Source organism: Tangfeifania diversioriginum (assembly GCF_900141875.1).
Taxonomy (GTDB): Bacteria; Bacteroidota; Bacteroidia; order Bacteroidales; family Prolixibacteraceae; genus Tangfeifania; species Tangfeifania diversioriginum.
On record NZ_FQZE01000007.1, the window covers coordinates 22,024 to 47,437 of the forward strand.

The following is a 25,414-nucleotide window of genomic DNA, read 5'->3' on the forward strand; positions in this document are numbered from 1 at the left end:
ATAAAATTTTATGAAGAATAAAGTAGTTACTTTCGGCGAAATTATGTTGCGGCTGGCAACGCCCGGTTATTTACGTTTCTCCCAGGCTGCGGAGCTTACAGCCACTTTTGGCGGGGGAGAAGCCAACGTGGCCGTTTCGCTCGCCAATTACGGAATACCAGTTGATTTTGTTACCCGGCTGCCCGAAAACGATATTGGTCGCGCCTGCATGATGGATTTACGCAAACAGGGTGTGGTGACCGACAAAATTGTTTGGGGCGGCGAGCGGCTCGGAATTTATTTTCTGGAAACCGGGGCAGTCAGCAGGGGAAGCAAAGTGGTTTACGATCGTGCACATTCTGCTGTGTCTGAAATTGAACCCGGAATGATTGCCTGGGACAAAGTTTTTGAAGGAGCCGACTGGTTTCACTGGACGGGAATAACACCGGCTATTTCGCAGGGAGCAGCGGATGTTTGCCTGGAAGCCATCAAAAAAGCCAACGAAAATGGAATCACTGTTTCCTGCGATTTGAACTACCGGAAAAAACTCTGGAAATATGGCAAATCAGCAGAAGAAGTAATGCCTGAACTGGTTGCCGGTACTGATATAATTCTCGGAAATGAAGAAGATGCCGAAAAAGTACTGGGCATAAAACCCGAAGGTGTGGATGTAACCGGAGGACAGGTTTTAGCTGCAGCCTACGAGTCAGTTTCAAAACAGATTATGGAACGTTTTCCACGCTGCAAAAAAGTGATTACCACGCTGCGGGGGTCGGTAAATGCCAATCACAACACCTGGTCGGGTGTACTTTGGGACGGAAAGAAATTAGTTGAAGCGCCCACTTACGATATTACCCACATTGTGGACAGGGTAGGAGGCGGCGACTCGTTTATGGGTGGTTTGATTTACGGACTCCTCACCTACAACGATGACCAGAAAGCGCTGGACTTTGCAGTGGCCGCATCCTGTCTGAAACACACCGTTTACGGCGATTTTAACCAGGTAACGGTTGATGAAGTGGAAAAACTTATGAGCGGAGATGCGTCAGGAAGAGTAGCGAGATGAAAGCCTCCCCTGGCCCCTCCAAAGGAGGGGAATTGTTTGAATTTTGAATTTTAATATTTTAAAAAACTGGTTGTCCCGCCAGTTCTCCTCCTTAGGGGGAGATAGAGGGGGCTTAATTATGGCCAGATTTACCAGAATAGAAGTAACACAAAAAATGAAGGAAACCGGGATGGTTCCGGTATTTTACAATGCCGATCCTGAGGTATGCAAAAAGGTTGTCAAAGCCTGTTACGATGGCGGAGTTCGTGTGTTTGAATTCACCAATCGCGGAGACTTTGCAACCCTTATTTTTGCTGAACTAAACAAATGGGCCATTCAGCACTATCCCGATTTGATTATGGGTGTAGGCTCAGTGGTGGATGAGGGAACCGCTGCCATGTATATTGCACTGGGGGCCAATTTTATAGTTTCGCCACTGACCGACGAAGCAACCGCGCGGGTCTGTAACAAACGGAAAATTGCCTGGAGCCCTGGTTGCGCTACAGCTACTGAAATTGGAAGAGCACATGAACTGGGAGCCGAAATTGTGAAAATCTTTCCGGGGGCGCAGGTTGGAGGCCCCGGATTTGTGAAAGCTGTAAAAGGCCCCATGCCGTGGACCAGCATTATGCCAACCGGTGGGGTAGCACCCGATGAAGAAAATCTGAAAAGCTGGTTTGAAGCCGGCGTTGCCTGCGTGGGAATGGGATCAAAGTTATTTTCCAAAAAAGTATTGGCAGAAGAAAATTATGCTGCCATTACAAAAAAATGTGAAGAAGTACTTGAAATCATCAGAAAATACAAATAAACCAATTAGTATAATGAATTATAAAAAATTATTGAAACTAACCGGAGTGGTATTTTTATTGACAGCATTTTCCTGTATGGGGCCCTCCAATAAAACCGAGCTGAAGCTGGCGCACGGATTGCCCACCGATCACCCTGTGCACGAAGCAATGATGTTTATGGCACAGCGAGCCGAAGAACTATCGGATGGAAAACTTAAAATTGATGTTTATCCTTCGGGGCAACTTGGTTCTGAACAGCAATGTGTTGAACTGGTTCAGATTGGTAGTCTGGCCATTACAAAAGTCTCGGCAGCGGTAATGGAAAGTTTTGCCGACGAATATAAAGTGTTCGGGTTGCCTTATATTTTCCGCTCGAAAGATCACCTGTTTAAAGTGATGGATGGCGATATTGGGAAAGATTTGCTGCTCAGCACCAAGGACAAATGGATTCGTGGCCTGACTTATTACGATGCCGGTGCCAGAAGTTTTTATACCAAATCGAAACCCATTACCCATCCCGATGATTTGGCGGGACTAAAAATACGGGTTATGCGCAGTATAACGGCCATGGAAATGGTGAAAGCGCTTGGTGGATCAGCTACACCAATTTCGTGGGGCGAACTTTACACGGCCCTGCAAAGCGGTGTGGTTGACGGTGCAGAAAATAATCCGCCAAGCCTTTATACTTCGCGGCACTACGAAGTTTGCAAATACTATTCGCTTGACGAGCATACCACCATTCCCGATGTACTTGTTATCAGCCAATTTGTATGGGATAAATTAACCGAACAGGAACAAGAATGGATTCAGCAGGCAGCCGACGAATCGGCAGTGCTGGAAAGGGAATTATGGGCAGCCTCGGAAAAGAAATCGCTGGAAGAAGTGCAAAAGGCGGGCGTTGAAATCAACTATCCCGACAAAGAACCATTTATTGAAAAAGTACAGCCCCTGCTCGAGAGCTACCGCAGTAATGAGGCTATTTATTCTTATATACAACGCATTCAGGCAGTTGAATAAAATCAGATATTATGACATTACGAAACAGAATAGAAAAAATTTTGGAATGGGTACTCGTATTTTTTATGAGTGTTCTTGTGATTGACGTATTGTGGCAGGTGACCAGCCGGTATGTGATGAATTCGCCGAGTAATTTTACCGACGAACTTGCCGGTTACCTGTTGATTTGGGTTGGTGTTTTGGGCACTGCTTATGTTGCAGGCAAACGCGAACACCTGGCCATCGACCTGCTCATTCAACGCAGCTCCCCTGCGCGTAAATTCAAACTGGAGATGATTATCAGTATTCTGGTGATACTATTTTCAATTGCTGTTTTTATCATCGGTGGAACCTGGCTTTCATATACACGGTTTTACCTTGATGTAAAATCCTCGGCACTGGGAATGCCGCTCGGTATTGTTTACCTCGTGTTGCCCATCAGCGGGATTTTAATCGCCTATTTTGATATAGATAATATAATGAACCAAATTAAAGAAAACCGAAACCCTAAAACGAACTAACTATGGAATTTTTTGAAGTAATTGTACTGGTCGTCAGTTTTATAATCCTTTTGGTAATCGGAGTTCCAATTGGTTTCAGTATAGGTATTTCCGGTATTCTTACCATGCTGGTGAGTGTGGATGTCATTCCGGCACTTACCACCTTTGCACAGCGGATGGGCACCGGCCTCGACAGTTTTGCCCTGCTGGCCATTCCCTTTTTTATTCTCGCAGGAAATATAATGAACAGCGGGGGGATTGCCATCCGGCTCATTGATTTTGCCCGGGTGCTCGTTGGAGGCATTCCCGGAGGAGTAGCAATGGTGAATGTGCTGGCAAACATGCTGTTTGGAGCTATTTCAGGTTCGGCTGCTGCTTCTGCTTCAGCTATCGGCAGCATCATGCAACCCGAAATGAAAAGAGAAGGTTACCCCGAAAATTTTAGCGCTGCTGTGAATATCACTTCAGCAACAACCGGGTTATCCATTCCGCCCAGCAATGTGCTCATTGTTTATTCCCTTGCCAGTGGTGGTGTTTCAATTACCGCGCTGTTCCTTGCCGGTTATTTGCCGGGGTTTCTTACGGGAATCGGGATTATCATCACAGCTGTCACCATGCTCATATACAAACGGAAAGGATTAAAAGCTGCACTTAAAACCCTGGGTGTTGTTTCTGCAATTGGTGTTTTTCTGGTTCTTGCTTATCAGGGAGTTTCATTTTCGAAGGCTAATTTTTCGCCCACAGTTAACCGCATATTTCTTTTTGTCATTTTAGCTGCATTAGCTGCCTGGGTGGTTGTGCGAACCATAAAACACAAAGAAAAAGCGCTGGACGGCACCCGGAAATTCCTTGATGCCATTCCCAGCCTGATGATGCTGGTAATTGTTATCGGAGGTATTGTAGCCGGATATTTTACTGCCACCGAGGCATCGGCCATTGCTGTGCTTTACTCGCTGATTCTTGCTGTAATTTACAAACAGGTTTCGTTTAAAAATTTACCCGACATTATTTTACGATCGGTTAAAACTACCGGTGTTGTTATGCTGCTTGTGGCTTCTTCTATGGGGTTGTCGTGGATTATGGCTTACGAAAATATCCCGCAGAATGTAAGCGAAGGGTTACTGGCGCTTACGAGCAATCCGTTTATGATTTTGCTAATCATTAATATGCTTCTCCTCTTTGTGGGAGTTTTTATGGATATGACGCCTGCTGTGCTGATTTTCACACCCATATTTTTACCCATCGTTACAGCTATTGGGGTCGATCCGATTCATTTTGGAATTATTATGGTGCTGAACCTGAGTGTGGGACTTTGTACTCCGCCTGTTGGTTCAGTACTGTTTATTGGTTGCAGTGTGGCCGGTTTGGGAATCGATAAGGTGGTTAAGCCGCTGTTGCCTATGTTTATTGCAATGGTAATTGTACTGTTGCTGGTCACCTATTTCCCCGAAATTAGTATGTGGTTACCGGCAAAATTTGGATTTTAACCAAATGAGAAATTAAATTTAGACTTGTATGAAACAGCCAGCCTGGTTGTTAAACGCTTTTAGACTCAGGAAGATTATTATTTTCATTTTCTTCCTGAGTTTGATTTTTTTTCTGCAAGGGGCTACTGATTAACAACCATTCTGTTGCCCAATTCATTGGCTGCTTTTTGTCCTTTGAAGTGCTCCATAATTTTAAGTGCAAACTGAATGGCAACTCCGGCTCCTTTCCCGGTAATAATATTATCTGCTACTTCAACAGCGTTTCCGGTAACATTTGCGCCTTTCAGTTCACTTTCAAATCCCGGGAAACAGGTGGCATTTTTACCTTTTAAAAGTCCCAGGTTTCCGAATACCATTGGTGCTGCACAAATGGCACCCAGTGGTTTGCCGCTTTTGTTAAAATCAAGAATTTGCGCATTTAATCCGGAGTGGTTTTTAAGATTTTTAGCACCAGGCATTCCGCCGGGCAATACTATCATTTCAATAGTTGAGTAGTTAACTTCCTCAAAAAGTTTGTCGGCAGTAATTATGATGTCGTGCGCTCCCTTAACTTCCGGTTGCCCGGTAACCGAAACCGTTACAACTTTCAAGCCTGCTCTTCGCAGAACATCAATAATACTCACTGCTTCAATTTCTTCGAATCCTTCTGCTAAATGCACTGCTATAACTTTATCCATAATCATTCATTTTGGTTATAAAACGTCATTTCATCCAGTAGGTAATTGGATTGAATATTTTAGTTCAATTCGCAATTTCTGCACGTTTGTATAAAAATAAAAAAAGATCCCCGAAAACCGGCGATCTTTTTAAATCAATATTTTTTGAAAAAATCAGTTGTTTGAATACTCGTGAAGTGATTTTTCAAGTTTCTTCCTGGTGAAGAAAATTCTGCTTTTTACCGTGCCAAGCGGCAGGTCAAGTTTGTCTGCAATTTCCTTGTACTTGTAACCATCTAAAAACATAGTAAACGGAATACGATATTCTTCATCAAGCGCATCTATACTCTTGTGGATTTCCTTAGTGCTGTAAAATGAATCCGGCGAGGGATAAACTTTGTCTTTTGAAAACAACAGGTGGAAATCGTTGTTGGAATCATCAAATGTATTCCTGGTTTTCACATTTCTTCTGTAATCATTGATAAATGTGTTTTTCATGATGGTGTAAATCCATGCCTTGAAATTCGTATTTTGCCTGAACTTGTCACGATAAGTTAAAGCCTTTAGCATGGTTTCCTGTAAAAGGTCATCAGCTCTTTCTGAGTCAGAAGTAAGACTCAGGGCATAGTAATGTAACTTGTCTCTTAAACTTAGAAGTGCGTTGTTAAATTGAATTTGAGTCATGGCATTTTATTTTTTGTTGTTCTTATTTTTAATTTGTCTAAACAAATATAGATAGGAATTGAATAACGCAAAAGATTTTCAGGTCTTTTATTAGTTGATTTTCTCTATACTTTATAAAGAAAATTTATGCGTGTGTGAACAAAATTAAGTTCGGGTTGTTTCGCTCCGTCATAACTTATTCTGTTTAAAATATTTATGACAAACTCTGAACAGAATCGATTTAATAGTATGTGGCATTTTTCTTTCATTTGCTGCGTTATACTTTTTTCGTCTATTTAAACGAAAGATTCAATAATATAGTGAATTTGCATGAATTCAGCAAATTACAAGGGGGTGAATTGAGAATACTTAATGATTTCTTGTAAGACCTAAACTACAAAAGTTCGGTTTTTAGCTACAACATTAATCGCAATCCCAGGCTATATCCCAGGCCTGACCGGCCGGGAAACTGTTCGGTATAATTAAAGTCCTGGTTTATCACATTTTTGTCGCCGTCCATTAATACCGAATTTAGCAGAATGTAATAATTGACTGATCCAATGAGCTGTAAATTGTGTACAATATTGAAACCTGTCCTTACGCCCATTTCCGCAAAGTTGGTTGAAAGTAAATTGTCCGAATTCGCGCTGGTTGTATATTCCAGGCCATAACCAATAAATGGCCCCCAGTGCATAAACCTGAACGGGTAGTAGTTTTTGCTGAACCCGAGACTGCCTCTGGTGAACGTGAAGTTATCGGGGGCCTCGTTCAAAAAATAGGTGTCTTTTTGTCGACCACCTTCAAAATATATTTTAACCGAAGTCAAATTTTTCGCTGTTTTCCCGGGAATAACCATTCCACCCATCAATTTTGAAAAATAGAATTCCACACGGGCAGTTGGCGAGGCCAGGCCATTAAAGGTGGTGCCTGCAAAAATGTTAATACCTGCATCGTTCATTTTTTTCAGGTACATTTCATTTGCATTGATTTTTTTTCCTGCTATTTGATAAAATGAAGTGCGCTCGCTATTGTCAGCTTCATTTTCCGAAATTTGGGGGTAGCTCATTGAGCGCACAACTGCAACACGCCGGGGCTGAACTTTTCCCGCTTCGGAAATTTGATTTTGGTAAACGGCAAACCGGTTGTCGAATTTCAGGCTCGCTTCACTGTTAATTTTTGCTTTCACCGGGTTTGTATCGGAAACCACTGCCTGGCCGGGCAATCCCGAGGGGGCACTATTTTGTATTTCAGAAATATTGCTGACAGCTAACTGAGGAAAATTGGCCAGCAACTCTTCTTTGCTTGCCTGCTGAGTAGGTGCAAGTTCTTCTCCGGGGTTGTGCTGGGTGGAAGATATTATGTGCTGATGAACACTAACCAGGATAAACGGTAGTGCTGCATTTTCAAATGCTTTTTTTCTGGTCCCATTTTCTGCAGCATTGCCGGAATACCAATAATCACTGAAAAATTTTGTTGAAACAGGTTCATTGAAATCGAACTTAAAAATCAGGCTTTTTACAGTTGCCTGGTAACCGTTTAAGATCCTGTTCTCTTCGCTGGTTTTGGTTTCATCATAATATTGCTCCATTGTAATGATATCCTGAAAGTCGAAAACAACCAGGTAGCTTCCATTTACAAATGGTTGGGTACTATTTTTTATGGCTGAAATAGCGTGGATAGAATCATTCGTTGTTTCTTGTTCGGGGTGATTATTGAATAATTCACTTTCATGGAATTCACTAAAATCAAAACTGCCATCAGATTTGCGGTTGTACCATTTCGACAAAATTTGCTGACCGGATTTATTATCGTTCAGCCACGAAATTAACCGGGGGAAATTGGCATCCGCTGTATTGTCAGAATTTGGCAAGTTAAACCCGGGAGAGGGGAGTAGCTTTAGCTCGTGATCAGGGAGTGGAAAATTATCAGAAATGGATATATTTTTAAATCCTTCCAAAATATGTTGGTTAATTTCTGATTGCGAATTCACTGCCGTTACAAAAATTGTTTTGGGTACCCTGACACCTGAAGAGTCCGGTGTTTCCTCTAAATTTCCGGGGTTGAAATTTAAGGCTGACAAATAATTTGATAATATAATCAGCGTAAAAATTAATAGTATCCTTTTCATTTTAATAAAGCTTTCCTAACGTCCTTAAAAAACAACCCAAAAAAAGCCTTTTTATTTGAATTTATATGATTTTTTTTGCTTTGCTTTCCAGTTTTTTGAGTAAAGTGCCCTGAACCAAAATGTTTACCTGGTGTTAACCTGTATGAAAAAAATGTTGCTTTGGCTCGCAACAACCAGTTCAACTCTTATATTTGCTGCTCAATTTTTACAACTGATGAGAAATAAGCAAAACAACAACGGTTATAAACAAAATGCCCTGATTTTTAAAGTGTGGGCCAGAAAAGGGTATTCAGTATTTGCTACCATTAAACGGGTTGTGGTTATTTCGGTTTTGGCTGTTGCTTATCTTTTTTTAGCAACCTTAAAAACAGGCGCTTCAGAAAAAGATACATCAGAAGTAAAAATGCAATACGATATTGATGAAATTGAAGTTTCTGCGTCGAGAGCTCCAGCGGTGTATTCAGAAATTGCACGGGTTCTCACTATAATTGAGGCGGATGAAATTGAGCGTGCGCCTGTTGAGAGTATCCAGGAACTGCTCGGTTATGTGGCCGCAACCGACATCCGCAGCCGGGGAGCCGGAGGTGTCCAGGCCGATGTGAGTATCCGGGGGGGCTCTTTCGATCAAACAATTATTTTGCTGAATGGAATAAACATTACCGACCCGCAAACCGGCCATCACAATTTAAATATTCCTGTTAGTCTTTCACAAATAAAACGTATTGAAGTTTTGGAAGGCCCGGCAGCCAGGGTTTACGGGCCAAGCGCTTTTTCGGGGGCTGTGAATATAATTACGTGCCAGCCCGAGGCAAATACCCTTCGGCTGCAACTCAGTGGCGGAAGTTTTAATTATTTCAACTCCAATCTTTCGGGTAGTTTGCAAACCGGCAAAATGAACCACATGCTGGCAGCCAACCGTAAAAGTTCTTCCGGATATATTGATAATACTGATTTTGGCATTTCCAATTTATTCTATTCCGGAAAAGCTTATACTTCAAAAGGAAATATTTCTGTTCAACTGGGCATTTCAGAGAAAGAGTTTGGAGCAAATAGTTTTTACTCGCCTAAATATCCCAACCAGTTTGAAGAGACCGGAACATTCTTTTCTGCTGCCCGCTGGAAATCCAATTCGCGGTTTCATTTCACACCGGCTGTTTACTGGCGCAGGCACACCGACAAGTTTATGCTGTTTCGCAATAATCCACCCGACTGGTATTCAAACCACAATTATCATTTAACCAATATCGGCGGGGCCAATGTGAATTCATGGATTCGGTGGGCAGCAGGAAAAACAGCGGCCGGTGCCGAATTTCGTTATGAAGGAATTAGGAGTAATGTATTGGGCGAAGAGATGGAAAATACCGTGAAAGTGCCGGGTGAGGAAGCTTTTTATACACATTCAAAAAACCGATCGACCGTATCGTTGTTTATCGACCATTTTTATACCACAAATGCATTTTCAGTGAGTGCCGGGTTGATGGCGAACCATATTTCGGACCAAAACTCGGGGTGGAATTTTTTCCCCGGAATAGATGCCGGCTATCAATTAAATGAAGCCACAAAACTGGTTGTTTCATTTAATACATCGCTCCGGATGCCCACGTTCACCGATTTGTATTACAGCGGCCCCACCAACATTGGCAATCCGGATTTGAAACCGGAAAAATCGGCCACTCTTGAATCGGGGGTAAAACTAAACAAAGGTTTTGCCCGCGGGCATTTTATCGTGTTTTTCAGGAAGGGCGAAAACATGATTGACTGGGTGAAACAAAGCAGTGACGAATTGTGGCAATCGCAAAACCTTACTCAAATAAACAGCCGCGGAGCCGAAGCAGCGTTAAATTTCAGGCTGAATGAAAAACTGGGAAAAAACTTGCCCGAAATGTTTAATTTGAGCTATTTCTATAACAATCAGGAAAAAGATATTACCGGGTATATTTCCAATTATGTGCTCGATAACCTGAAACATAAATTTACAGCTTCGGTTACGCAGCGGATTACCGGCAATTTGTCGGTTAATTTACGTACTGTTTTTCAGGACAGGGAAGGTGCTTTTACCGAATTTGACAACGGAACCGAGACAGGGGAAGTATCCTATCCGCCCTTTTGGCTTTTTGACGGAAAGGTTATGTACCAGTCAAACAACCTGAAACTCACATTGTCGGCCAGTAATATTTTTAACCGTTCCTATTTCGACCTGGGAAATATTGTACAGCCCGGCAGATGGATTAAAGCCGGTGTGGAATACCAGCTCAATTTTAACTGAAGTTTGTTTTCAGGCAATTCCAAAAATTGTATATTCGCCCCCAAAATAAATACCATGTTAAAAGGAATATTAGCCATTTCAGGACAACCCGGATTATTTAAAATGGTTGCCGAATCGAAAAATAATATTATTGTTGAGTCATTGGAAACAGGGAAAAGAATGCCTGCGTATTCCACGTCAAAAATTTCGGCCCTCGAAGACATTGCCATTTTTACCGATGCCGATGACATACCATTAAAAGATGTTTTTAAAGCCATTTCAGAAAAAGAAGATGGAGGGAAAACCATAAACCATAAATCGTCATCCAAAGAGCTGAGGGATTATTTTGGCGAAGTGTTGCCAGATTACGACCGCGACCGGGTGTATGTTTCCGACATTAAAAAAGTTTTGCTTTGGTATAATACGCTTCAGGAAAAAGATATGCTTGATTTTTCTGAAGAAGAAGAAACGGAAGAAAACAACGACGAAAAATCAGAATAAGCGGGACCGGGAGAATCATTCTCCCGGCTACCTGATTGTAGTTGGGGGTTATAATTTCTCAATGTTTTATCTCGTTCGGAACAATGAAGCTATGCTATTATTTCTTAACATGTCCAGTTTCGGTTCATGTTTTTTTAACTTTAGCATCAGATATTTTCAGAAAAAGCAATTATTATCACAACAAGCTCATATTTCGCTGCCAGGAAATAATAGACGGCAATTGCCATAAGCAGTATTCCCGAGAGTCGTATCCAATCTTCGGTAGCAGGTTTGATGCCCAGCGAAGTAATTAACATGTTGGGGGCCAGTAAAAGCAAAAGACCATTGATTGCCAAATAGATACCATAAGTAAAAACGCTTCTTGCTGATTTGCTCATAACTAAGAATTTTAGCTGTTTTTATTCCACGCAGAGTCCGCAAAATGAAACAAACGCCAAAATCGCAAAAAAACAGATGACTGAAAATGAAATCTCGTATGAGGTTATTGGTGCAGCAATAGAAATACATAAAAGTATTGGTCCGGGATTACTGGAGTAGGCTTATGAAAATCCTCTTGCCTATGATTTAAAGGATAACATTCACCGGGTGGTCAATAATCTTTAAACTTCGCGCCTTCTGCGCATATAGTTTTGCGCGTCTTTGCGTGGAAGATTTCACCAACACCTCAAAATAATATTTAGCCTTTAAAATTGCGCGATAGCGGAGCGAAATACAAATTAATTTGGTGGTTGGGTTTATTTGTGTAGCTTTGCCGCGCTGATTTTTATTCAGCAGTTCATAGTTTAGTAAAAAAGTTTGCCGCTAAAAAGGCACAACAGAGTATCCGTTGTAAGTTTAATTGTTCCTGATAATTTTCTGAAGACGAATCCATTTTACTTATTTCTTTGAAAGAAAATTTGTCTAAATTAATTATTAGAATTATTAAAAAATTATCACATTTATCATCACAGGTTTCCCTTTCTTCCTTTGTATTAAAACTAATAAATTGCTGATATCGTTCAGTCCGTTAGCACAATTCAACAAGGTGTAAAGATTACTTGCCATAGCATTTTCCACAAAAAATATATTGAATAAGCAAAAGAATATCCGGGAAGACCGGACAACAAATAAAAGAATACATGAATAACAAGAGATATAGAAACACTACAAAGAAACGCTATTCAGGAAAGAATAAAGTTTCTACGATAAATCCTGCATTACTGGTAAAACAGGCTGTTAGCCTTGAAGAAACTCCTTTTAAAGCCGACCAAAACTTCAGCGAAATGCCGCTTAGCCAAAGTTTAATAAACAATATTAAGCGCAAGGGCTACGTAGAACCAACCGAAATTCAACAAAAATCGATAAACGAGTTGATTTCGGGCCGGAACCTGATTGGCGTTGCCGCTACCGGAACGGGTAAAACAGGGGCTTTTTTAATCCCTGCAATTGAAAAGATGTTGGCAAATGACACTACCACATGTTTGGTGGTTGTTCCAACCCGGGAACTTGCCATGCAGGTTGAAGATGAATTTAAATCGTTAACCCATGGACACAGACTGTTTTCGGCCTGCTTTATTGGCGGAACCAGTGTAAACAACGACATTACCAAAGCACGGAAAAAGAACCATCTGATTGTTGGTACTCCCGGGCGGCTAAACGATTTAACCTCAAGGGGTGCCCTCCGCCTTGGAAACACACCGATACTGGTACTCGACGAATTCGACCGGATGCTTGATATGGGATTCATCGACGACATTAAGAAAATTATTGCGCTGATGCACAGCAGAAAGCAGACCATGTTATTCTCGGCCACCTACGAAAAATCGCAGCAAAAGCTCATTAATCAATTCGTACATAATCCGGTTAAGATAAATGTGAACAATGTTAATAATGCCGCCGATACGGTTGAGCAGGACATTCTCCGGGTTGGGGCAAATGAGAATAAATTTCAGGTGCTTCGTAATTTATTGAGCGGCGAAGGTTTTGATAAGGTACTTCTTTTTGCCGAAACAAAACGGAATGTGGACAAAATAAGCAAACAGCTTCGCAAATCGGGTATCAACACAGACGTAATACATGGAAACAAATCACAAAACTACCGCACAAAAGCTATTCGGTTATTTAAATCGGGTAAAACGCAGGTTTTGGTAGCTACCGATGTGGCAGCCCGGGGCATCGATGTGGATGGAGTAACTCATGTGATTAACTATCAACTTCCACAAACAATGGATAGCTACATTCATCGTATAGGAAGAACCGGCAGGGCCGGAAAAAAAGGAATGGCTTATACGTTTGTTAACTGATTAACAAACAAGCAAATATATATAAATACAATTTTTAAGATTACGATTATGATTGAAGGAACAGTAAAGTTTTTTAACAACGACAAAGGTTATGGTTTTATCACATCAAACGAATCAGGTGAAGACATTTTTGTTCACCACACTGGTTTGGTTGATGAAATTACCGAAGACGACAAAGTAAACTATGACGAAAAAATGGGCCAAAAAGGCATGAATGCCGTGAACGTTGAGCTCGTTTAATACAGGAATACGATACTATTGAAAAGGATTTTGGCTTTGCCGGGATTCTTTTTTCGTTGTTGTACATGTTATTGAGTTTTAATTCACCCGATGAAATCGTGCGATAGCGGGGGCTTGGCACTGCGTACCGCAAGAAGGCCTATTTATTATGCTTTGTCTTTTTCACATTTCATCTCAATAATTGAATTAGCAAAACACTCCTCTTTCAGATGTGATACTACTTCTATGATTTTTTTTGTAAATGAACTCCTTTTCCCGGTAATGTCTGCATAATCAACTTTTTGAAGTAAATATGAAATAATATCTACAATTTGTGTTGCCTCATTATATTTTGATTTTGTAAAAAAAACTGAACTAAATGTGTTGGATTCCTTATAGTTGTACGCTACATTTTTTGCTATCTCTGGATGCAAATTTTTAATATAATTAAGAGAATAAATTGTACCACAAAAATTATGGACTATTGAAGAATCAATACCCTCCATAACAGGAATAAAAAGAGTGTCTTCATAAAATTTACTAATAGTTCTTGACAAATTGAACCAGTTCAAATTATGTAATTTGTCATCAATTGTGAAAGTTTCAACAATTTCTTTGAAGTTGCTATATCCTAAACGAATAACAAATAAATCATTATCATTAATAATGTCGATTACTTTTTTAAAAACGGATAATCGAAATTCATCGGTAACTGAAGAGAAGTCGAAAGCTTTATTTTCTTTTGAATTCCTTAAAAAATCCTTTCCATGTAAAATTGGAGGAAATTGCTGCTTTTTACCTGTTGCTTTTTCAAGATAATCAAAAATTACACTTATTATCTTGTAGTAGTCACTTACGACTTTCTCAAATTTTGTCATTGGAATTATTACACCTGTAAGGGAAGATAAGTTAGCTTCAAGTGTAATAGATTCATCAAGGAATATAAATTTGACATCTTTACTCATCCATTTTTCTTAATTCAAAATTAGGCATAACGGTTTGGCTAAGTGCTGTACGGGATTTCGAAGCACTTCACTTTCAAGTTGCACTGAGCCAATTCGTTTATTCATTACTTTATTTTTTAAACCAAATCGTCAAAGACGAATTGGTGTTGTTGCCATGAAGAACTGCGGTGAATTATCTACTGTACCCCGCATTACATATAGCTTTTGTCAGCGAATTTTTTTTATTTATTTAAATAGTATTTTGCATATTTTTTAGCTTCTTCGTCATTAATATTCTTTACTCCACCACGATAAGAATAAAATTCATCATTTCTTTTTTCAATGTCATACCAATTTTCATTGAAGCATGTTACTAAGACTGACAATTTCATTATACAAAGCTTTAAGTCGCTAAAAATTGATTTAACTAACATGTATTCTCCACCGTTAATTTGGAAGTTATCTGTATCTCGTTTTACAATTGTATTGAATAGTTCTGTGTTGTTAGCGTTGTCAAATATTTTCTCAAGGATTTCTAAAGTTTGAACTATCAGTTTGATGTATTCTGGGAGGACATATGTTTCATTGGCATTGTCAAATCGTGAAAATTCGCCTTGAGCGATGTAATTAAATACTCGATTTATTTTCCTAACGAGTGAATTTTTTTTGGATGTTATAACTAAAAGTCCTTGAATTTTGGCTGCTGTTTCACGATTAACATACGAACGGTTGAGAAAATCTAAGTTTAATTCAGGCAATTCAACCATTTCAGTGATTGCAATTATTTCATTTGTTTTGCTCTTCTTTTCAATTAAAAATTTGTAAATATCAAGAATCTCTCGTTTGATATAGGTTTTGTAGATTGATGCTTTTCTTGTTGCTTCCAAAAAAAGTCCATTTTGATTTGTTTCAAGTGTGGTAATGATGTCACTAAATTTCTCGAAAGTATATCTCCATCTACCAATTTTTTGATTTTCAAACAGCGTATTATTTAATAATTCATTAATCAAATCCTTTTGCAACGGATGAATTTTGGTTAAATCGTCATTTGTATAGTTTGTCCAAGTTTGTTGCCTGACAAATGCAATAAAATTTAATCGTTTACCTGCTTTAACTAACCTAATATAATGTCTAAATTCTTCGAATGTAACTGTAGTCTGCTTACCATCAATTTCGAATTCTGTTCCAGGTTTGTCTCCAATTAGCAATAAATAATAATCTGATTTCTCAATTTGATTTTTGCAATTATCTAACGAATCTATTCCGCAATCAGCACCAAAGTCTGGTTCTTCTGACATTAATACACGAAATCCACTTTTCCCGAGAAAATATTTAAGAGCACCTCTTAAATCATAAAATTCCGAAATTATGGAACTGATAAATATTGTTGGTTGTAAGTTCATCGATTTTTTTGGTTCTCAAATTATAAATGCAGTAAATGTTTGCAAAACACCCCGATACCAGATGTATTGTCACCTTTTGTGTTTTTATATTTCTGCTGTTTATTTAATTTGCGTTTCCGGTCATCTTTTTATGTTGAAAAATACAATCTAAAAATAACCCCTTTCATTTAGGTTTGCAACGGATTGTTGATGAAAAGTATCAACAGTTTTCAACAAAAATGCGGTGCCGGTTGCAATCGTCGCGAACCGTGGCCAAAATCTATAAGAAATTATGGGGGGTGTACAACGGTTACCATTGTTATATGCCCGGCTTTTATCATTTTTTGTATTCATTATTGTTGTAAATTTTCAAATTGCGCTAAACCTCTTGTCTGCCCTCGGTTTGAACTGTCAAGTAATTCTTGACAGTTGAATTTTCCTGCGTACATGTTATTGAGTTTTGAATCACACGATGAAATCGTGCGATAGCGGGGTTACCGCAATGTGGTTTTATCTTTTTGCCAATAGATTAAATAATTTTTCATTTATATAATAATTTCCAGTACCAATTCTTTCTTTTCTTAATATTCCATCCTCCGCCAGTTTATTTAAATAATTAGCAGCTGTAATTCTTGAAACATTCAAGTCATTGACAATGAATTCAATTTTTGTGTAGGGATGTTTAAACAGATTATTTAACAAGTCCTGGCTGTAAAATTTGTAGTTGTCCCGAAGTTTATGTTTGTATTCCAACATTAACTCCCGAACCTGGATAATTAAATCAATTGTTTCCCTCGAAGTTTTTTCAATTCCATGAATTATAAACAAAAGCCATTCCTCCCAATTTTCGTTGTCTCTGAGTTGTTGTAACAATCTGTAATAATCTGATTTATTTTGAATGATATAGTTGCTTAAGTATAAAATTGGGAGATTTTGTAATTTTTCAATAATTAGATACAGTATGTTTATTATTCTTCCTGTTCGTCCATTTCCATCGTAAAACGGGTGGATACTTTCAAACTGGTAATGGATAATTGCCATTTTAATAATTGGGTCACAATCGCACATTGATGGGGCATTAATAAATTTTTCGAGGTTTGCCATCAATTTGTTTATTTCATTAACGTCTTGTGGTGGAGTATAAATGGTTTCTCCTGTTGATGAATTTTTCAAAGCAGTCCCGGGAAGTTTTCGAAAACCGGCACTGTTTCCTTCCAATTCTTTTTGAATCTCAACGATTATGTTATTTGTAATTAATCCTTTGTTTTTAATTAATTCAAACCCTTTTTTTAACGCAGAAATATAATCTTGAACTTCTTTCGCATCAAGCGATTTAAAAGAATCAAGGTTTAATTCCGATTTGTACAATTCATCATGGGTTGTAATTATATTTTCAATTGCTGAACTGTCTTTTGCTTCCTGCAGCCCCAAAGTGTTTATTAAAATATTTTGGTTAGGAATTGTCGATGCAATGCCTTTCAATTCCGCCAATGCTGCATGTGCAGTAGGTAAACTTTTCAAGACTGCTTTTGTTTCAACATCAACAGCCAATGGAAGTTCTCTTAATTTCCAATTTTCATTTTGATTCATTGTGTAAAGATTTCGATGTTTTCTTTACAAATATACTACATTCTGTAAAGAGAATTTAATTTTCTTTACAAAGGTTGCCTTTATTGATAATAATTTTCAGTTTTCTATACATGTCGTCATTTTTTCAACCATTTGCGGTAACGTTTATATATCCACTAAAAGTGAACAACACATTCTCATTTAAATGTATTGTACACCTTTTGTTTTTTATATTTCTGTTGTTTATTTCAGTTGCGTTTCCGGTCATCTTTTTAGGTATGAAAAATACAATCTAAAAATAACCCCTTTCTTTTTGGTTTGCAACGGATTGTTGGTAAAAACAATCAACAGTTTTCAACAAAATCAGTGAATTGTAGGTTTGGCTGCTGGAAGTAGAACAGATTTCTCCTCGTACCTCGTCGAAATGACAATGATTTCAGGGTTTATATTAAAAACAAAAGGCACAAAGCTCTATCGATAACTATGTGCCTAATGTGTTCTATGTGGTTCAATTTATTTATTCCCACTCCGGAAACTGTGTAACATTTAAATCGAGTGTTTCAATTTTTTTGAGATCTGCATCGGTCAGTTCAAAATCGAAAATATCCAGGTTTTCTTTCATGTGCGCCACCTGAGAACTGCGCGGAATTGGAATGATGCCACGCTGGTAGTGCCACCGCAGTGCCACCTGTGCATTGTTTTTGCCGTATTGTTTGCCGATTTCCGCCAGCGTTTCGTTGTTGAAATGTCCGTTTCGTCCCTGTGCCAGTGGCGACCACGCTTCGTGTACAATGTTGTGTTCGTTTAAAAACTTCAGGTCATCGGGCTGCTGGAAAAAGGCATGCGTTTCAATCTGGTTAACTGCCGGCTTCACATCAAAATTATCCATCAAATCTTTTATCTGGGCTGCAGTAAAATTGCTCACACCAATGGCTTTTATTTTGCCTTCTTTGTAAAGTTCTTCCATTGCTTTCCACGATCCGTGCACATCGCCACGCGGGCGGTGAATGAGGTACAAATCCAGGTAATCCAGTTGCAGTTTGTTCAACGATGTTTCAAAAGCCTTTTTCGCTTTTTCATACCCCGAATCCTCGACCCACACCTTTGAAGTCACAAAAAGTTCTTTGCGGTCGATTCCGCTGCGTTTAATTCCGCCCCCCACTGCTTCTTCGTTATCGTAAATTGTGGCTGTGTCAATGAGCCGGTATCCCAGCGAGATGGCCTCGGCAACAGACCTTATACCGAGTTCATCGTCGAGGTATAATGTTCCGAAACCAAGGAGGGGCATTTTCGCTCCGTTGTTCAGTGTTATACGGGCAACCGGGTCACCCATTGTATTTCCGGTGGTGGCTCCAAATAAATTCGATGTTCCCAATCCCACAAACATACCGGCAGCCGTCAGTTTGGCTCCGGTTTGCAAAAATTCGCGACGGTTTATTCCTTTTTTATAAATGTTATCTTTCATTTTTTACCGATTTATTTGATTCTCACAAATATAACGTTTTTGCTTTTATTGATCTGTCCGCTGGCGGTCATCAACCCAACTTTCCAATAAACGTCTGTCAACCTGGAAAAGTTGGAAATTTCAGCAGTTCCCGGTTAAATGAAAGTTTATTTTGAAATTTTGTTTGGTGGTTTATCATCAGCCTTTTAATCTGATAATGGAAGTATTATCGTTTTTTAAAAATTAAATTCAGCAGAAACAAAATAATGATAGCGCCGATAGCGCCGGTTAAAATAGCGCCAACCCATCCGGTGCCAAGGCTGATTCCAAGTTTTCCCAAAAGCCAGTAGCCGACAAAACTGCCAACAATTCCAACAATAATATTCCCAATAATTCCCAGCCCGCTGCCTTTGTAAATCACACTGCCTAACCATCCGGCTACAGCACCGATTAAAATAGTTACAAGAATTTCCATTTTTTTTAAGTTTTAAGTGAATGATTAAATGAAGATTAAAAAGTTACGACTTTTTTTATGATTAAAAATTCAATTTTCACCATTTTAAAAATTGACTTCCTGAATCAAACGAAAAGGGCATCTGTTAAAATCAATGTTTCAAGCCTTGTAATCCGGTTTGCAGTCAGAGCTTTTTTACACTTCCAAAGCCACCAGCTTTGCATCAACTCCGTTTACAAGGTTGAGTTTGCGGGTAATCTCTTCATGTTTTTCTTTTTCACCGGTAAGTTCGAGGAAAATCAGGCCGCTGTCGGAGCAGTTTTCCAACACACCGTCGTGAATGCCCAAACGGGTTTTGATGTAGCAACCCCAGCCGGTTAAAATTTTTTGCACCTTTTCGGCGGTTTCCTGGCGGTGCCTTACCAGAATGAGTAATGCAGTTCGTTTCATTTTTATTGATTTTTTGATTTTGTTTTTAATATACAAAATTTCAGGATGCAAAAAGAAAATCGACCCAATGAATAAGTAATTCAGGGCAATCAATTTTTCACTTCAATGAATGTGCTGCAACAATTTTTTCAGGCTAATTTTTTAGTATTTAATATTTTATTTCTATGTTTATTCTATGTTTTGAAGTTATAGTATTTGTTTAAAATTCATTTAATTAATTCTAATTTAAATTTAAAAGGAGGTTATTATGGCAATTAAAAAAGTATGGATTGAAGAAGGTTGCATAGCCGATGGAATTTGTAACGATATTTGTCCGGAGGTTTTCGATTTGGATGATAACGGCGAAGCTTTTGTGAAAGACGACGCTGATTTAGCCGGGAACGAAGAAGGCATAAAAGAAGCCGCTGAGCAGTGCCCGGTTGAAATAATCAGGTACGAAGAAGAGTAGTTGTTGTAAAACAATACATTAAGAAATTTTGCGCGTGGGTAGTATCACCGCATCACAAGACCGGGGTTTCCGGTCTTTTTTTTTAGCTCTTTTATTTAGTTTATTGTAACTTGTGTGCATAATTATTAGCATTATGAAGAAAATAGGACTGGCATTGGGAGGCGGGGCTGTTTTGGGGGCAGCCCACGTGGGAGTGCTCAAATCAATCGCAGAAAATGACATAGAGATTAGTTACATTGCAGGAACCAGTATCGGCGCATTTGTCGCTTCTTTTTTTGCTTTCGGAAAAAGCTGGCAGGAAATTCAGGAAATTGCCTCGGAACTGAAATGGATGGACATAACAGGAGTTACGCTTTCAAGGTACGGACTGCTGTCCAACGAAAAACTGGGCGAGCTGATAATCCGTCACATCGGCGATAAAAAAATTGAAGATGCAGGTATTCCGCTTGCCATGATTGCCACCGATATAACTACCGGCGAAAAAGTAGTTTTAAAGGAAGGTCCTGTGGCGCGGGCAGCAATGGCCAGCACCTGCATTCCCGGAATTTTCAGCCCGGTTGAAATGAATGATAAATTGCTGGTTGACGGCGGGATTGTGGAAAATGTACCTATCAACACGGTGAGCGAAATGGGGGCAGATTATGTAATTGGTGTTGATTTAAATGCCAATCATGCGTACGAAAGACCAGGAAATATACTGGATGTGATTTTAAACAGCTTTCATTACACGTTGATGACTGCATCGAAATTGCAAACCGAAGATGCAGATTTGCTGATAAAACCCGATCTGTCATCGTTTAACCGTACCGATACCGACCAGATTGAGGACCTGATGAAACAGGGCTACGAAGATTCTTTTAAAACACTGAAAAAATTAAAGGATGAGTTGAGGGCCTGAGCTAATTTTTTATGATTATCGTTTTCGCAAATAAATTTTCTTCATTTACCCCGCCCCCAGGGGATGTGAAGAAAATCATTTGCTCTCCCTGAGGTTTGGGGTAAAAAATTGATTTTCTGAACGAGGTGTTTTTTCAGCTTATAAACATGATAATCAATTAATTTTTTACCCAGTTTACAATTTTTTCATTGGTTGGTTTCATTTTGGGCTCCACCATGTCAACAAGCTGGCCATTTTCATCAACCAAGTATTTCTGGAAATTCCAGCCCACTTCCGAATCCATTTTTCCGTTTTTACTCTTTTGGGTAAGCCACTGGTAAACCGGGTGAATATCGTCTCCCTTAACCGAAATTTTTGACATCATCGGGAAAGTAACCCCGTAATTTTTTTCGCAGAATGTTGCAATTTCAGTATTGGAACCGGGCTCCTGGTTGGCAAAGTTGTTGGCCGGAAAACCGATTATTGTAAAGTTGTCTCCGCCGTACGTTTCATATATTTCCTGAAGCTGTTCGTATTGCGGGGTTAAACCGCATTTTGAGGCCGTGTTTACTACAAGTACTTTTTTGCCTTCGAGGCTGGAAAGCTCAAACTGGTTGCCTTCAATATCTTTAACCGTGAAATCATGGAATGAAGTCTGGGCAAATGCATTTGAAGTTGCAACCAGGAAAAGAAGTGGAAGAATTATTTTTTTCATGCTGATCATATTTTTGAGTTTCTCAGCTAAAACAATAAAATGAGGTGAAAAGTTCCCGGAATTTTTTTTGAAGTAGCTAGTGTAATAAGTATTCACCTATTATCTTACAAAAAACGTATTAGGTTGCAGTTTATTGAGATGTAAAGCTAGTTGCAAATCCCCCTTTGAGTTCCCCCTTTAATTGGCTACAATTTATCTTCATGGCAAAAAATAGCAATTAAAGGGGGACGAGCTCCGAACAAAGCCACTGCTTTAGCTGGCAAATCCGGGACACTAAGTGAATAGAATTTGTAAGTACTTTGTGGGAAAATCGTTCTACACGAATTCTACCGAATATCTTTCTCAATAAACCCTGACCGGTCCGGTGGCTCGGGTGTATCCACTTTTTTCGGTGGATTTTCTTCCAGCTCTTGCAGTAAAACTTCCACTGCTTTTTCAAGCGAGGGGTCGTTGCCTTTGGCCAGTTCTTCGGGGCGGTCCATCACTTCAATGTCCGGGTAAACGCCAATTCCTTCAATAATCCACTCCCCGTTTTCATCAAATACCCCAAATTGCGGGACCGAAATGCTGCCGCCGTCAACCAGCGATGCATTGCCCGAAATACCAACCAGTCCGCCCCAGGTGCGGGTGCCAATGAGCTGTCCCAGACCTTTCTTTTTAAAGTAGTAGGGAAAAGCATCGCCACCCGATGAGGAATAGCCGTTAATGAGCATAACCTTCGGTCCGTTGTGTGCAACTCCGGGAGTTTGCATCGGGTTCAGTCCGTTGCGTTGCCAGTAGCTCAGTGTTTTGCGCTCGAGCAAATCGGCCATTACATCTGGGATGAAACCGCCACCGTTGTACCGATCGTCGATGATGAGCGCTTCCTTGTTGTGGTAGGCGTACATTCCCCTGAAAAGCTCGCGGTTACCTTCATACGAAGTATTTGGAACGTGAATGTAGCCAATCCGTCCGCCGGAAAGTTTTTCAACCATTTGGCGGCGTTTATTTACCCAGTCGAGGTACATGAGTTCCAGTTCGCTTTTTATAGGTTTTATGAGTGAAGTACGGGCATCGCTGCCATCCGCATTTTTTGAAACCGTAATCTCCATCAGTTCGTTTGCACTGTTTTCCAGGAAGCGGTAAGGATTTTCACCGGTTTTAATTTCCTGTCCGTTCAGGCTGATGAGATAATCGCCTTCATTTACATCCACTCCAACTTCAGTAAGCGGTGAGCGGCGACTGTTGTTCCAGTTTTCGCCCGGATAAATTTCAGCAATGCGGAATCGGCCTGCATTTGAATCCGGTTCAAGATGCGCGCCCAGTAACCCGCCTTCCACGCGTTCAGGATTTTCAAAATCGCCCCAGTTCACATAAGCGTGCCCGGTGTTCGATTCGGAAACCATTTCGCTTAAAATATAGTCGAGGTCGGCACGATGTCCAACGTAAGGCAGCAGTTTGCTGTACTTGTCTTTAATGCTTTTCCAGTCCACTTCATGCAGATTTTCAACATAAAAATAATCGCGGAAAATGCGCCAGCCATCGTTGTAAATCTGGTTCCATTCCTTTATCGGGTCAATTTTCATATCCATATTTTCCAGGTTCAGCTTTCCGTCGCCGGATTTGATTCCGGGTTTAATGGCGGTGATGCCAAAATTGCCGCCCGAGCGGTAAAGCATCGCTTTGCCATCGGCTGAAACCAGAGCCTGTCGTACTTTATCCATGATTTCAGAGCTTTCTTCTTTCTCAATGTTGTATTTCTGCAACTTGGTGCCGGTAATGTACAGCAGGCCACCCTCAACTGCAGCGAGGTTACGGTAGTTGTCGGTACCCATCGGTAATGTCATTACGCGTTCGGTTATTCCTTCAAAATCAATTTTAACCTGAACAACCTCTTCACCGTTTCTATTTTCAGCCGAATTATTTTCTTTTTTCTGATCGTCAGTTTTAACCGGTTCGGTATCGTTTTTATCTTTCAGCAATTTGGGGCCGTCGGCCTGCAAAGCCACAGCATAAATGCGGGTGGCATTGTTATAAAGATAGTCGAATTCGAAACTCGAAAAATCGAGGTTGAAATCGCGGTTCGACAGGAAGAAAATGTACTCGCCGCCTGCCGAGAAAACGGGAGAATAATCGTTAAATGTATCTTCTGTCAGCTGGTGGTTTTCTTTTTCCTGAATGTTGTACACCCAAACAGCCGACTGTCCGTTGTCCGATTCTTTTGAATAAACAACCCACCGGGAATCGGGCGAAAAGGAATAGTCTCTGATTTCGCTGGTGGCTCCTTTGGTGATGATGATTTCGTTTTCTGCCTCTACATCAAAAAGTTTCAGGTTCAGGGTGCGGTCGGAATACAGCAGGTATTTGCTGTCGGGCGACCACTCGCTGTCGTATTTCCAGGCCTGCGAACCGGAAGAAATCTGCACCGGTTCTGCATCTTTGCTGTTTTCGAGCAGGTAAATTTCGTATTCGCCTGTGGCATCAGAGTAGTAAGCAATGTATTTCCCGTTGGGCGACCAGCTGGGATAAATTTCGCGCACACCCTGCGTTTGTGTCAGGTTTTGGGTGATACCGTTTTCTGCCGGAACCGAAAAAATATCGCCGCGTGCGTCGAACAAAGCACGTTTTCCGGTGGGGGAAACAGCGTAACTGTGAATGTCGTCTTTCACATTTTTGAACCAGGGCAATCGGTTGGGATTATCATAATTGATATTCACTGTAATTTTTTCGGTTTCGCCGGAATCCAGGTTTGTTTTATAGAGAAATCCGCCGTTTTCAAAAACCAGCTGTCCGTTTTGACCGGAAGGCCACATCACGTCGTAGGTTGAAAAGTCAGTGATTTTTTCAGTTTCTTTGGTTTCGGTGTTGTAGCTGTAAATGTTCAGTTTTAAGTCGCGGTCCGATGCAAAAAAGATATTCCCGCCATCCCACACCGGCCACTGGTCAGAACCGGTAAAATCAGTCATTTGTTCCGATGTATTGTTTTCAAGATCGTAAATCCAGAGTTCTGTGGCGCGTCCGCCTTTGTAGCGTTTCCATGTTCTGAACTCCCTGTCAACCGGCGTGAAACAAAGCTTTTTGGCATCGGGAGAGAAAACGGCGAACCCACCGTTGACAATTGGCAGCGGTTTTTCCATAGCGCCGTCAATACTTACCGTGAAATATTTTCCGTTTCGTTCACCGAATTCAGTCCGGTTGGAGCGGAACAGGATGTTTTTGCTGTCGGGTGTCCAGTCGAGCACCACATTGTCGAAACCGCCTCGCGGGGGCATCATGCCCACCGAATTGTACCAGGTGAGTTGTTTGGGTGTTCCGCCTTCTGCAGGCATCACAAAAACCTGCCGGTTGCCGGCATATTCGCCTGAAAAGGCAATCCATTTGCCATCGGGAGAAATTTTCGGGAACAGTTCCATTCCTTCGTGAGACGTGAGCTGACGGGCATCGCCGCCGTTTGCATTTACAGTCCAGATATCTCCTGCATACACAAAGGCAACCAAATCGTTGTTGATATCGGGGAAGCGGAGTAAACCGGAGTCGTTTGCCGCATGGGCACTAAACGTTAAGCCTGCAATAAGCAGCAGGGCAACAGTGAGTTGTTTTATTTTTTGCATAGAAATTAATTTTAAACTGTGACAAAATTTTTTGGAATTCCGAAGATACAAA

23 protein-coding genes are annotated in these 25,414 nt (G+C 40.3%); 11 read left to right on the forward strand and 12 right to left on the reverse strand.

Annotated features, from left to right (window positions below; genetic code table 11):
- The first annotated feature begins 10 nt into the window (after window positions 1-10).
- The 5 genes from BUC07_RS05970 to BUC07_RS05990 all read left to right on the forward strand — a co-directional run bounded on the left by BUC07_RS05970 (window position 11) and on the right by BUC07_RS05990 (window position 4,795).
- Window positions 11-1,045 carry a sugar kinase gene (locus tag BUC07_RS05970; protein ID WP_073167163.1) on the forward strand — a complete coding sequence of 345 codons (1,035 nt, stop codon included), beginning with the start codon at window positions 11-13 and terminating at the stop codon, window positions 1,043-1,045.
- 118 nt (window positions 1,046-1,163) lie between these two features.
- Window positions 1,164-1,832 (forward strand): bifunctional 4-hydroxy-2-oxoglutarate aldolase/2-dehydro-3-deoxy-phosphogluconate aldolase, encoded by a 669-nt coding sequence (locus tag BUC07_RS05975; RefSeq protein ID WP_073167166.1) that lies wholly within the window; start codon window positions 1,164-1,166, stop codon window positions 1,830-1,832.
- A 13-nt stretch (window positions 1,833-1,845) separates the two neighbouring features.
- Window positions 1,846-2,829, forward strand: a complete 984-nt coding sequence (locus BUC07_RS05980) for a TRAP transporter substrate-binding protein (RefSeq protein ID WP_073167169.1) — start codon at window positions 1,846-1,848, stop codon at window positions 2,827-2,829.
- Between the two features lie 11 nt (window positions 2,830-2,840).
- Window positions 2,841-3,329 (forward strand): TRAP transporter small permease, encoded by a 489-nt coding sequence (locus BUC07_RS05985; RefSeq protein WP_073167172.1) that lies wholly within the window; start codon window positions 2,841-2,843, stop codon window positions 3,327-3,329.
- Between the two features lie 2 nt (window positions 3,330-3,331).
- On the forward strand, window positions 3,332-4,795 hold the full coding sequence (locus BUC07_RS05990) for a TRAP transporter large permease (RefSeq protein ID WP_073167175.1): 1,464 nt from the start codon (window positions 3,332-3,334) through the stop codon (window positions 4,793-4,795).
- A 122-nt stretch (window positions 4,796-4,917) separates the two neighbouring features.
- On the opposite strand, the gene BUC07_RS05995 is transcribed toward BUC07_RS05990, so the two are convergent.
- The 3 genes from BUC07_RS05995 to BUC07_RS06005 all read right to left on the reverse strand — a co-directional run bounded on the left by BUC07_RS05995 (window position 4,918) and on the right by BUC07_RS06005 (window position 8,242).
- On the reverse strand, window positions 4,918-5,472 hold the full coding sequence (locus BUC07_RS05995; protein WP_073167515.1) for a DJ-1 family glyoxalase III: 555 nt from the start codon (window positions 5,470-5,472) through the stop codon (window positions 4,918-4,920).
- Between the two features lie 153 nt (window positions 5,473-5,625).
- A complete protein-coding gene (locus BUC07_RS06000; RefSeq protein WP_073167179.1) occupies window positions 5,626-6,135 on the reverse strand; it encodes an RNA polymerase sigma factor in 510 nt (169 codons plus the stop codon).
- A gap of 394 nt (window positions 6,136-6,529) precedes the next feature.
- On the reverse strand, window positions 6,530-8,242 hold the full coding sequence (locus tag BUC07_RS06005) for a hypothetical protein (RefSeq protein ID WP_073167182.1): 1,713 nt from the start codon (window positions 8,240-8,242) through the stop codon (window positions 6,530-6,532).
- A gap of 214 nt (window positions 8,243-8,456) precedes the next feature.
- Between BUC07_RS06005 and BUC07_RS06015 the strand changes: the two genes are divergently transcribed.
- On the forward strand, window positions 8,457-10,508 hold the full coding sequence (locus BUC07_RS06015) for a TonB-dependent receptor plug domain-containing protein (RefSeq protein WP_073167189.1): 2,052 nt from the start codon (window positions 8,457-8,459) through the stop codon (window positions 10,506-10,508).
- A gap of 54 nt (window positions 10,509-10,562) precedes the next feature.
- A complete protein-coding gene (locus BUC07_RS06020; protein ID WP_073167192.1) occupies window positions 10,563-10,988 on the forward strand; it encodes a DUF5606 family protein in 426 nt (141 codons plus the stop codon).
- A 146-nt stretch (window positions 10,989-11,134) separates the two neighbouring features.
- On the opposite strand, the gene BUC07_RS06025 is transcribed toward BUC07_RS06020, so the two are convergent.
- The gene (locus tag BUC07_RS06025) at window positions 11,135-11,365 is read right to left on the reverse strand and encodes a hypothetical protein (protein ID WP_073167195.1); all 231 of its coding nucleotides are present in this window, start codon (window positions 11,363-11,365) and stop codon (window positions 11,135-11,137) included.
- A 741-nt stretch (window positions 11,366-12,106) separates the two neighbouring features.
- Here BUC07_RS06025 and BUC07_RS06035 point away from each other — a divergent pair.
- Window positions 12,107-13,270, forward strand: a complete 1,164-nt coding sequence (locus BUC07_RS06035; RefSeq protein WP_073167198.1) for a DEAD/DEAH box helicase — start codon at window positions 12,107-12,109, stop codon at window positions 13,268-13,270.
- A gap of 48 nt (window positions 13,271-13,318) precedes the next feature.
- Window positions 13,319-13,510 (forward strand): cold-shock protein, encoded by a 192-nt coding sequence (locus tag BUC07_RS06040; protein ID WP_073167201.1) that lies wholly within the window; start codon window positions 13,319-13,321, stop codon window positions 13,508-13,510.
- Between the two features lie 146 nt (window positions 13,511-13,656).
- On the opposite strand, the gene BUC07_RS06045 is transcribed toward BUC07_RS06040, so the two are convergent.
- From BUC07_RS06045 to BUC07_RS06070, 6 genes are all read right to left on the reverse strand, one after another.
- Window positions 13,657-14,454 carry a DUF3800 domain-containing protein gene (locus BUC07_RS06045; RefSeq protein WP_073167204.1) on the reverse strand — a complete coding sequence of 266 codons (798 nt, stop codon included), beginning with the start codon at window positions 14,452-14,454 and terminating at the stop codon, window positions 13,657-13,659.
- 221 nt (window positions 14,455-14,675) lie between these two features.
- Entirely contained in the window at window positions 14,676-15,836 is a 1,161-nt protein-coding gene (locus tag BUC07_RS06050) for a DUF4062 domain-containing protein (protein ID WP_073167208.1), read from the reverse strand.
- A gap of 489 nt (window positions 15,837-16,325) precedes the next feature.
- Entirely contained in the window at window positions 16,326-17,405 is a 1,080-nt protein-coding gene (locus BUC07_RS06055) for a Fic family protein (RefSeq protein WP_073167214.1), read from the reverse strand.
- A gap of 496 nt (window positions 17,406-17,901) precedes the next feature.
- Window positions 17,902-18,849, reverse strand: coding sequence for an aldo/keto reductase (locus BUC07_RS06060; RefSeq protein ID WP_139279489.1), 948 nt, complete (start codon window positions 18,847-18,849; stop codon window positions 17,902-17,904).
- A 205-nt stretch (window positions 18,850-19,054) separates the two neighbouring features.
- Window positions 19,055-19,303 carry a GlsB/YeaQ/YmgE family stress response membrane protein gene (locus tag BUC07_RS06065; protein WP_073167217.1) on the reverse strand — a complete coding sequence of 83 codons (249 nt, stop codon included), beginning with the start codon at window positions 19,301-19,303 and terminating at the stop codon, window positions 19,055-19,057.
- Window positions 19,304-19,477: 174 nt separating this feature from the next.
- The gene (locus BUC07_RS06070) at window positions 19,478-19,732 is read right to left on the reverse strand and encodes a CPF_0552 family protein (protein WP_139279490.1); all 255 of its coding nucleotides are present in this window, start codon (window positions 19,730-19,732) and stop codon (window positions 19,478-19,480) included.
- A 247-nt stretch (window positions 19,733-19,979) separates the two neighbouring features.
- On the opposite strand from BUC07_RS06070, the gene BUC07_RS06075 reads away from it, so the two are divergent.
- Together BUC07_RS06075 and BUC07_RS06080 are read left to right on the forward strand one after the other, a co-directional pair.
- Window positions 19,980-20,180 (forward strand): ferredoxin, encoded by a 201-nt coding sequence (locus tag BUC07_RS06075; protein ID WP_073167220.1) that lies wholly within the window; start codon window positions 19,980-19,982, stop codon window positions 20,178-20,180.
- Between the two features lie 133 nt (window positions 20,181-20,313).
- Complete coding sequence (locus BUC07_RS06080) at window positions 20,314-21,078, forward strand: patatin-like phospholipase family protein (protein ID WP_073167222.1); 765 nt, start codon at window positions 20,314-20,316, stop codon at window positions 21,076-21,078.
- Between the two features lie 157 nt (window positions 21,079-21,235).
- On the opposite strand, the gene BUC07_RS06085 is transcribed toward BUC07_RS06080, so the two are convergent.
- Together BUC07_RS06085 and BUC07_RS06090 are read right to left on the reverse strand one after the other, a co-directional pair.
- The gene (locus BUC07_RS06085) at window positions 21,236-21,772 is read right to left on the reverse strand and encodes a glutathione peroxidase (protein WP_073167530.1); all 537 of its coding nucleotides are present in this window, start codon (window positions 21,770-21,772) and stop codon (window positions 21,236-21,238) included.
- 326 nt (window positions 21,773-22,098) lie between these two features.
- Window positions 22,099-25,362, reverse strand: a complete 3,264-nt coding sequence (locus BUC07_RS06090) for a S41 family peptidase (protein WP_073167226.1) — start codon at window positions 25,360-25,362, stop codon at window positions 22,099-22,101.
- Between the last annotated feature and the right edge of the window lie 52 nt (window positions 25,363-25,414).

Coding starts and splice junctions, on each gene's coding strand:
- BUC07_RS05970 (WP_073167163.1), top strand. CDS start 11: ATGAAGAATAAAGTAGTTACTTTCGGCGAAATTATGTTGCGGCTGGCA.
- BUC07_RS05975 (WP_073167166.1), top strand. CDS start 1,164: ATGGCCAGATTTACCAGAATAGAAGTAACACAAAAAATGAAGGAAACC.
- BUC07_RS05980 (WP_073167169.1), top strand. CDS start 1,846: ATGAATTATAAAAAATTATTGAAACTAACCGGAGTGGTATTTTTATTG.
- BUC07_RS05985 (WP_073167172.1), top strand. CDS start 2,841: ATGACATTACGAAACAGAATAGAAAAAATTTTGGAATGGGTACTCGTA.
- BUC07_RS05990 (WP_073167175.1), top strand. CDS start 3,332: ATGGAATTTTTTGAAGTAATTGTACTGGTCGTCAGTTTTATAATCCTT.
- BUC07_RS05995 (WP_073167515.1), bottom strand. CDS start 5,472: ATGGATAAAGTTATAGCAGTGCATTTAGCAGAAGGATTCGAAGAAATT.
- BUC07_RS06000 (WP_073167179.1), bottom strand. CDS start 6,135: ATGACTCAAATTCAATTTAACAACGCACTTCTAAGTTTAAGAGACAAG.
- BUC07_RS06005 (WP_073167182.1), bottom strand. CDS start 8,242: ATGAAAAGGATACTATTAATTTTTACGCTGATTATATTATCAAATTAT.
- BUC07_RS06015 (WP_073167189.1), top strand. CDS start 8,457: ATGAGAAATAAGCAAAACAACAACGGTTATAAACAAAATGCCCTGATT.
- BUC07_RS06020 (WP_073167192.1), top strand. CDS start 10,563: ATGTTAAAAGGAATATTAGCCATTTCAGGACAACCCGGATTATTTAAA.
- BUC07_RS06025 (WP_073167195.1), bottom strand. CDS start 11,365: ATGAGCAAATCAGCAAGAAGCGTTTTTACTTATGGTATCTATTTGGCA.
- BUC07_RS06035 (WP_073167198.1), top strand. CDS start 12,107: ATGAATAACAAGAGATATAGAAACACTACAAAGAAACGCTATTCAGGA.
- BUC07_RS06040 (WP_073167201.1), top strand. CDS start 13,319: ATGATTGAAGGAACAGTAAAGTTTTTTAACAACGACAAAGGTTATGGT.
- BUC07_RS06045 (WP_073167204.1), bottom strand. CDS start 14,454: ATGAGTAAAGATGTCAAATTTATATTCCTTGATGAATCTATTACACTT.
- BUC07_RS06050 (WP_073167208.1), bottom strand. CDS start 15,836: ATGAACTTACAACCAACAATATTTATCAGTTCCATAATTTCGGAATTT.
- BUC07_RS06055 (WP_073167214.1), bottom strand. CDS start 17,405: ATGAATCAAAATGAAAATTGGAAATTAAGAGAACTTCCATTGGCTGTT.
- BUC07_RS06060 (WP_139279489.1), bottom strand. CDS start 18,849: ATGAAAGATAACATTTATAAAAAAGGAATAAACCGTCGCGAATTTTTG.
- BUC07_RS06065 (WP_073167217.1), bottom strand. CDS start 19,303: ATGGAAATTCTTGTAACTATTTTAATCGGTGCTGTAGCCGGATGGTTA.
- BUC07_RS06070 (WP_139279490.1), bottom strand. CDS start 19,732: ATGAAACGAACTGCATTACTCATTCTGGTAAGGCACCGCCAGGAAACC.
- BUC07_RS06075 (WP_073167220.1), top strand. CDS start 19,980: ATGGCAATTAAAAAAGTATGGATTGAAGAAGGTTGCATAGCCGATGGA.
- BUC07_RS06080 (WP_073167222.1), top strand. CDS start 20,314: ATGAAGAAAATAGGACTGGCATTGGGAGGCGGGGCTGTTTTGGGGGCA.
- BUC07_RS06085 (WP_073167530.1), bottom strand. CDS start 21,772: ATGAAAAAAATAATTCTTCCACTTCTTTTCCTGGTTGCAACTTCAAAT.
- BUC07_RS06090 (WP_073167226.1), bottom strand. CDS start 25,362: ATGCAAAAAATAAAACAACTCACTGTTGCCCTGCTGCTTATTGCAGGC.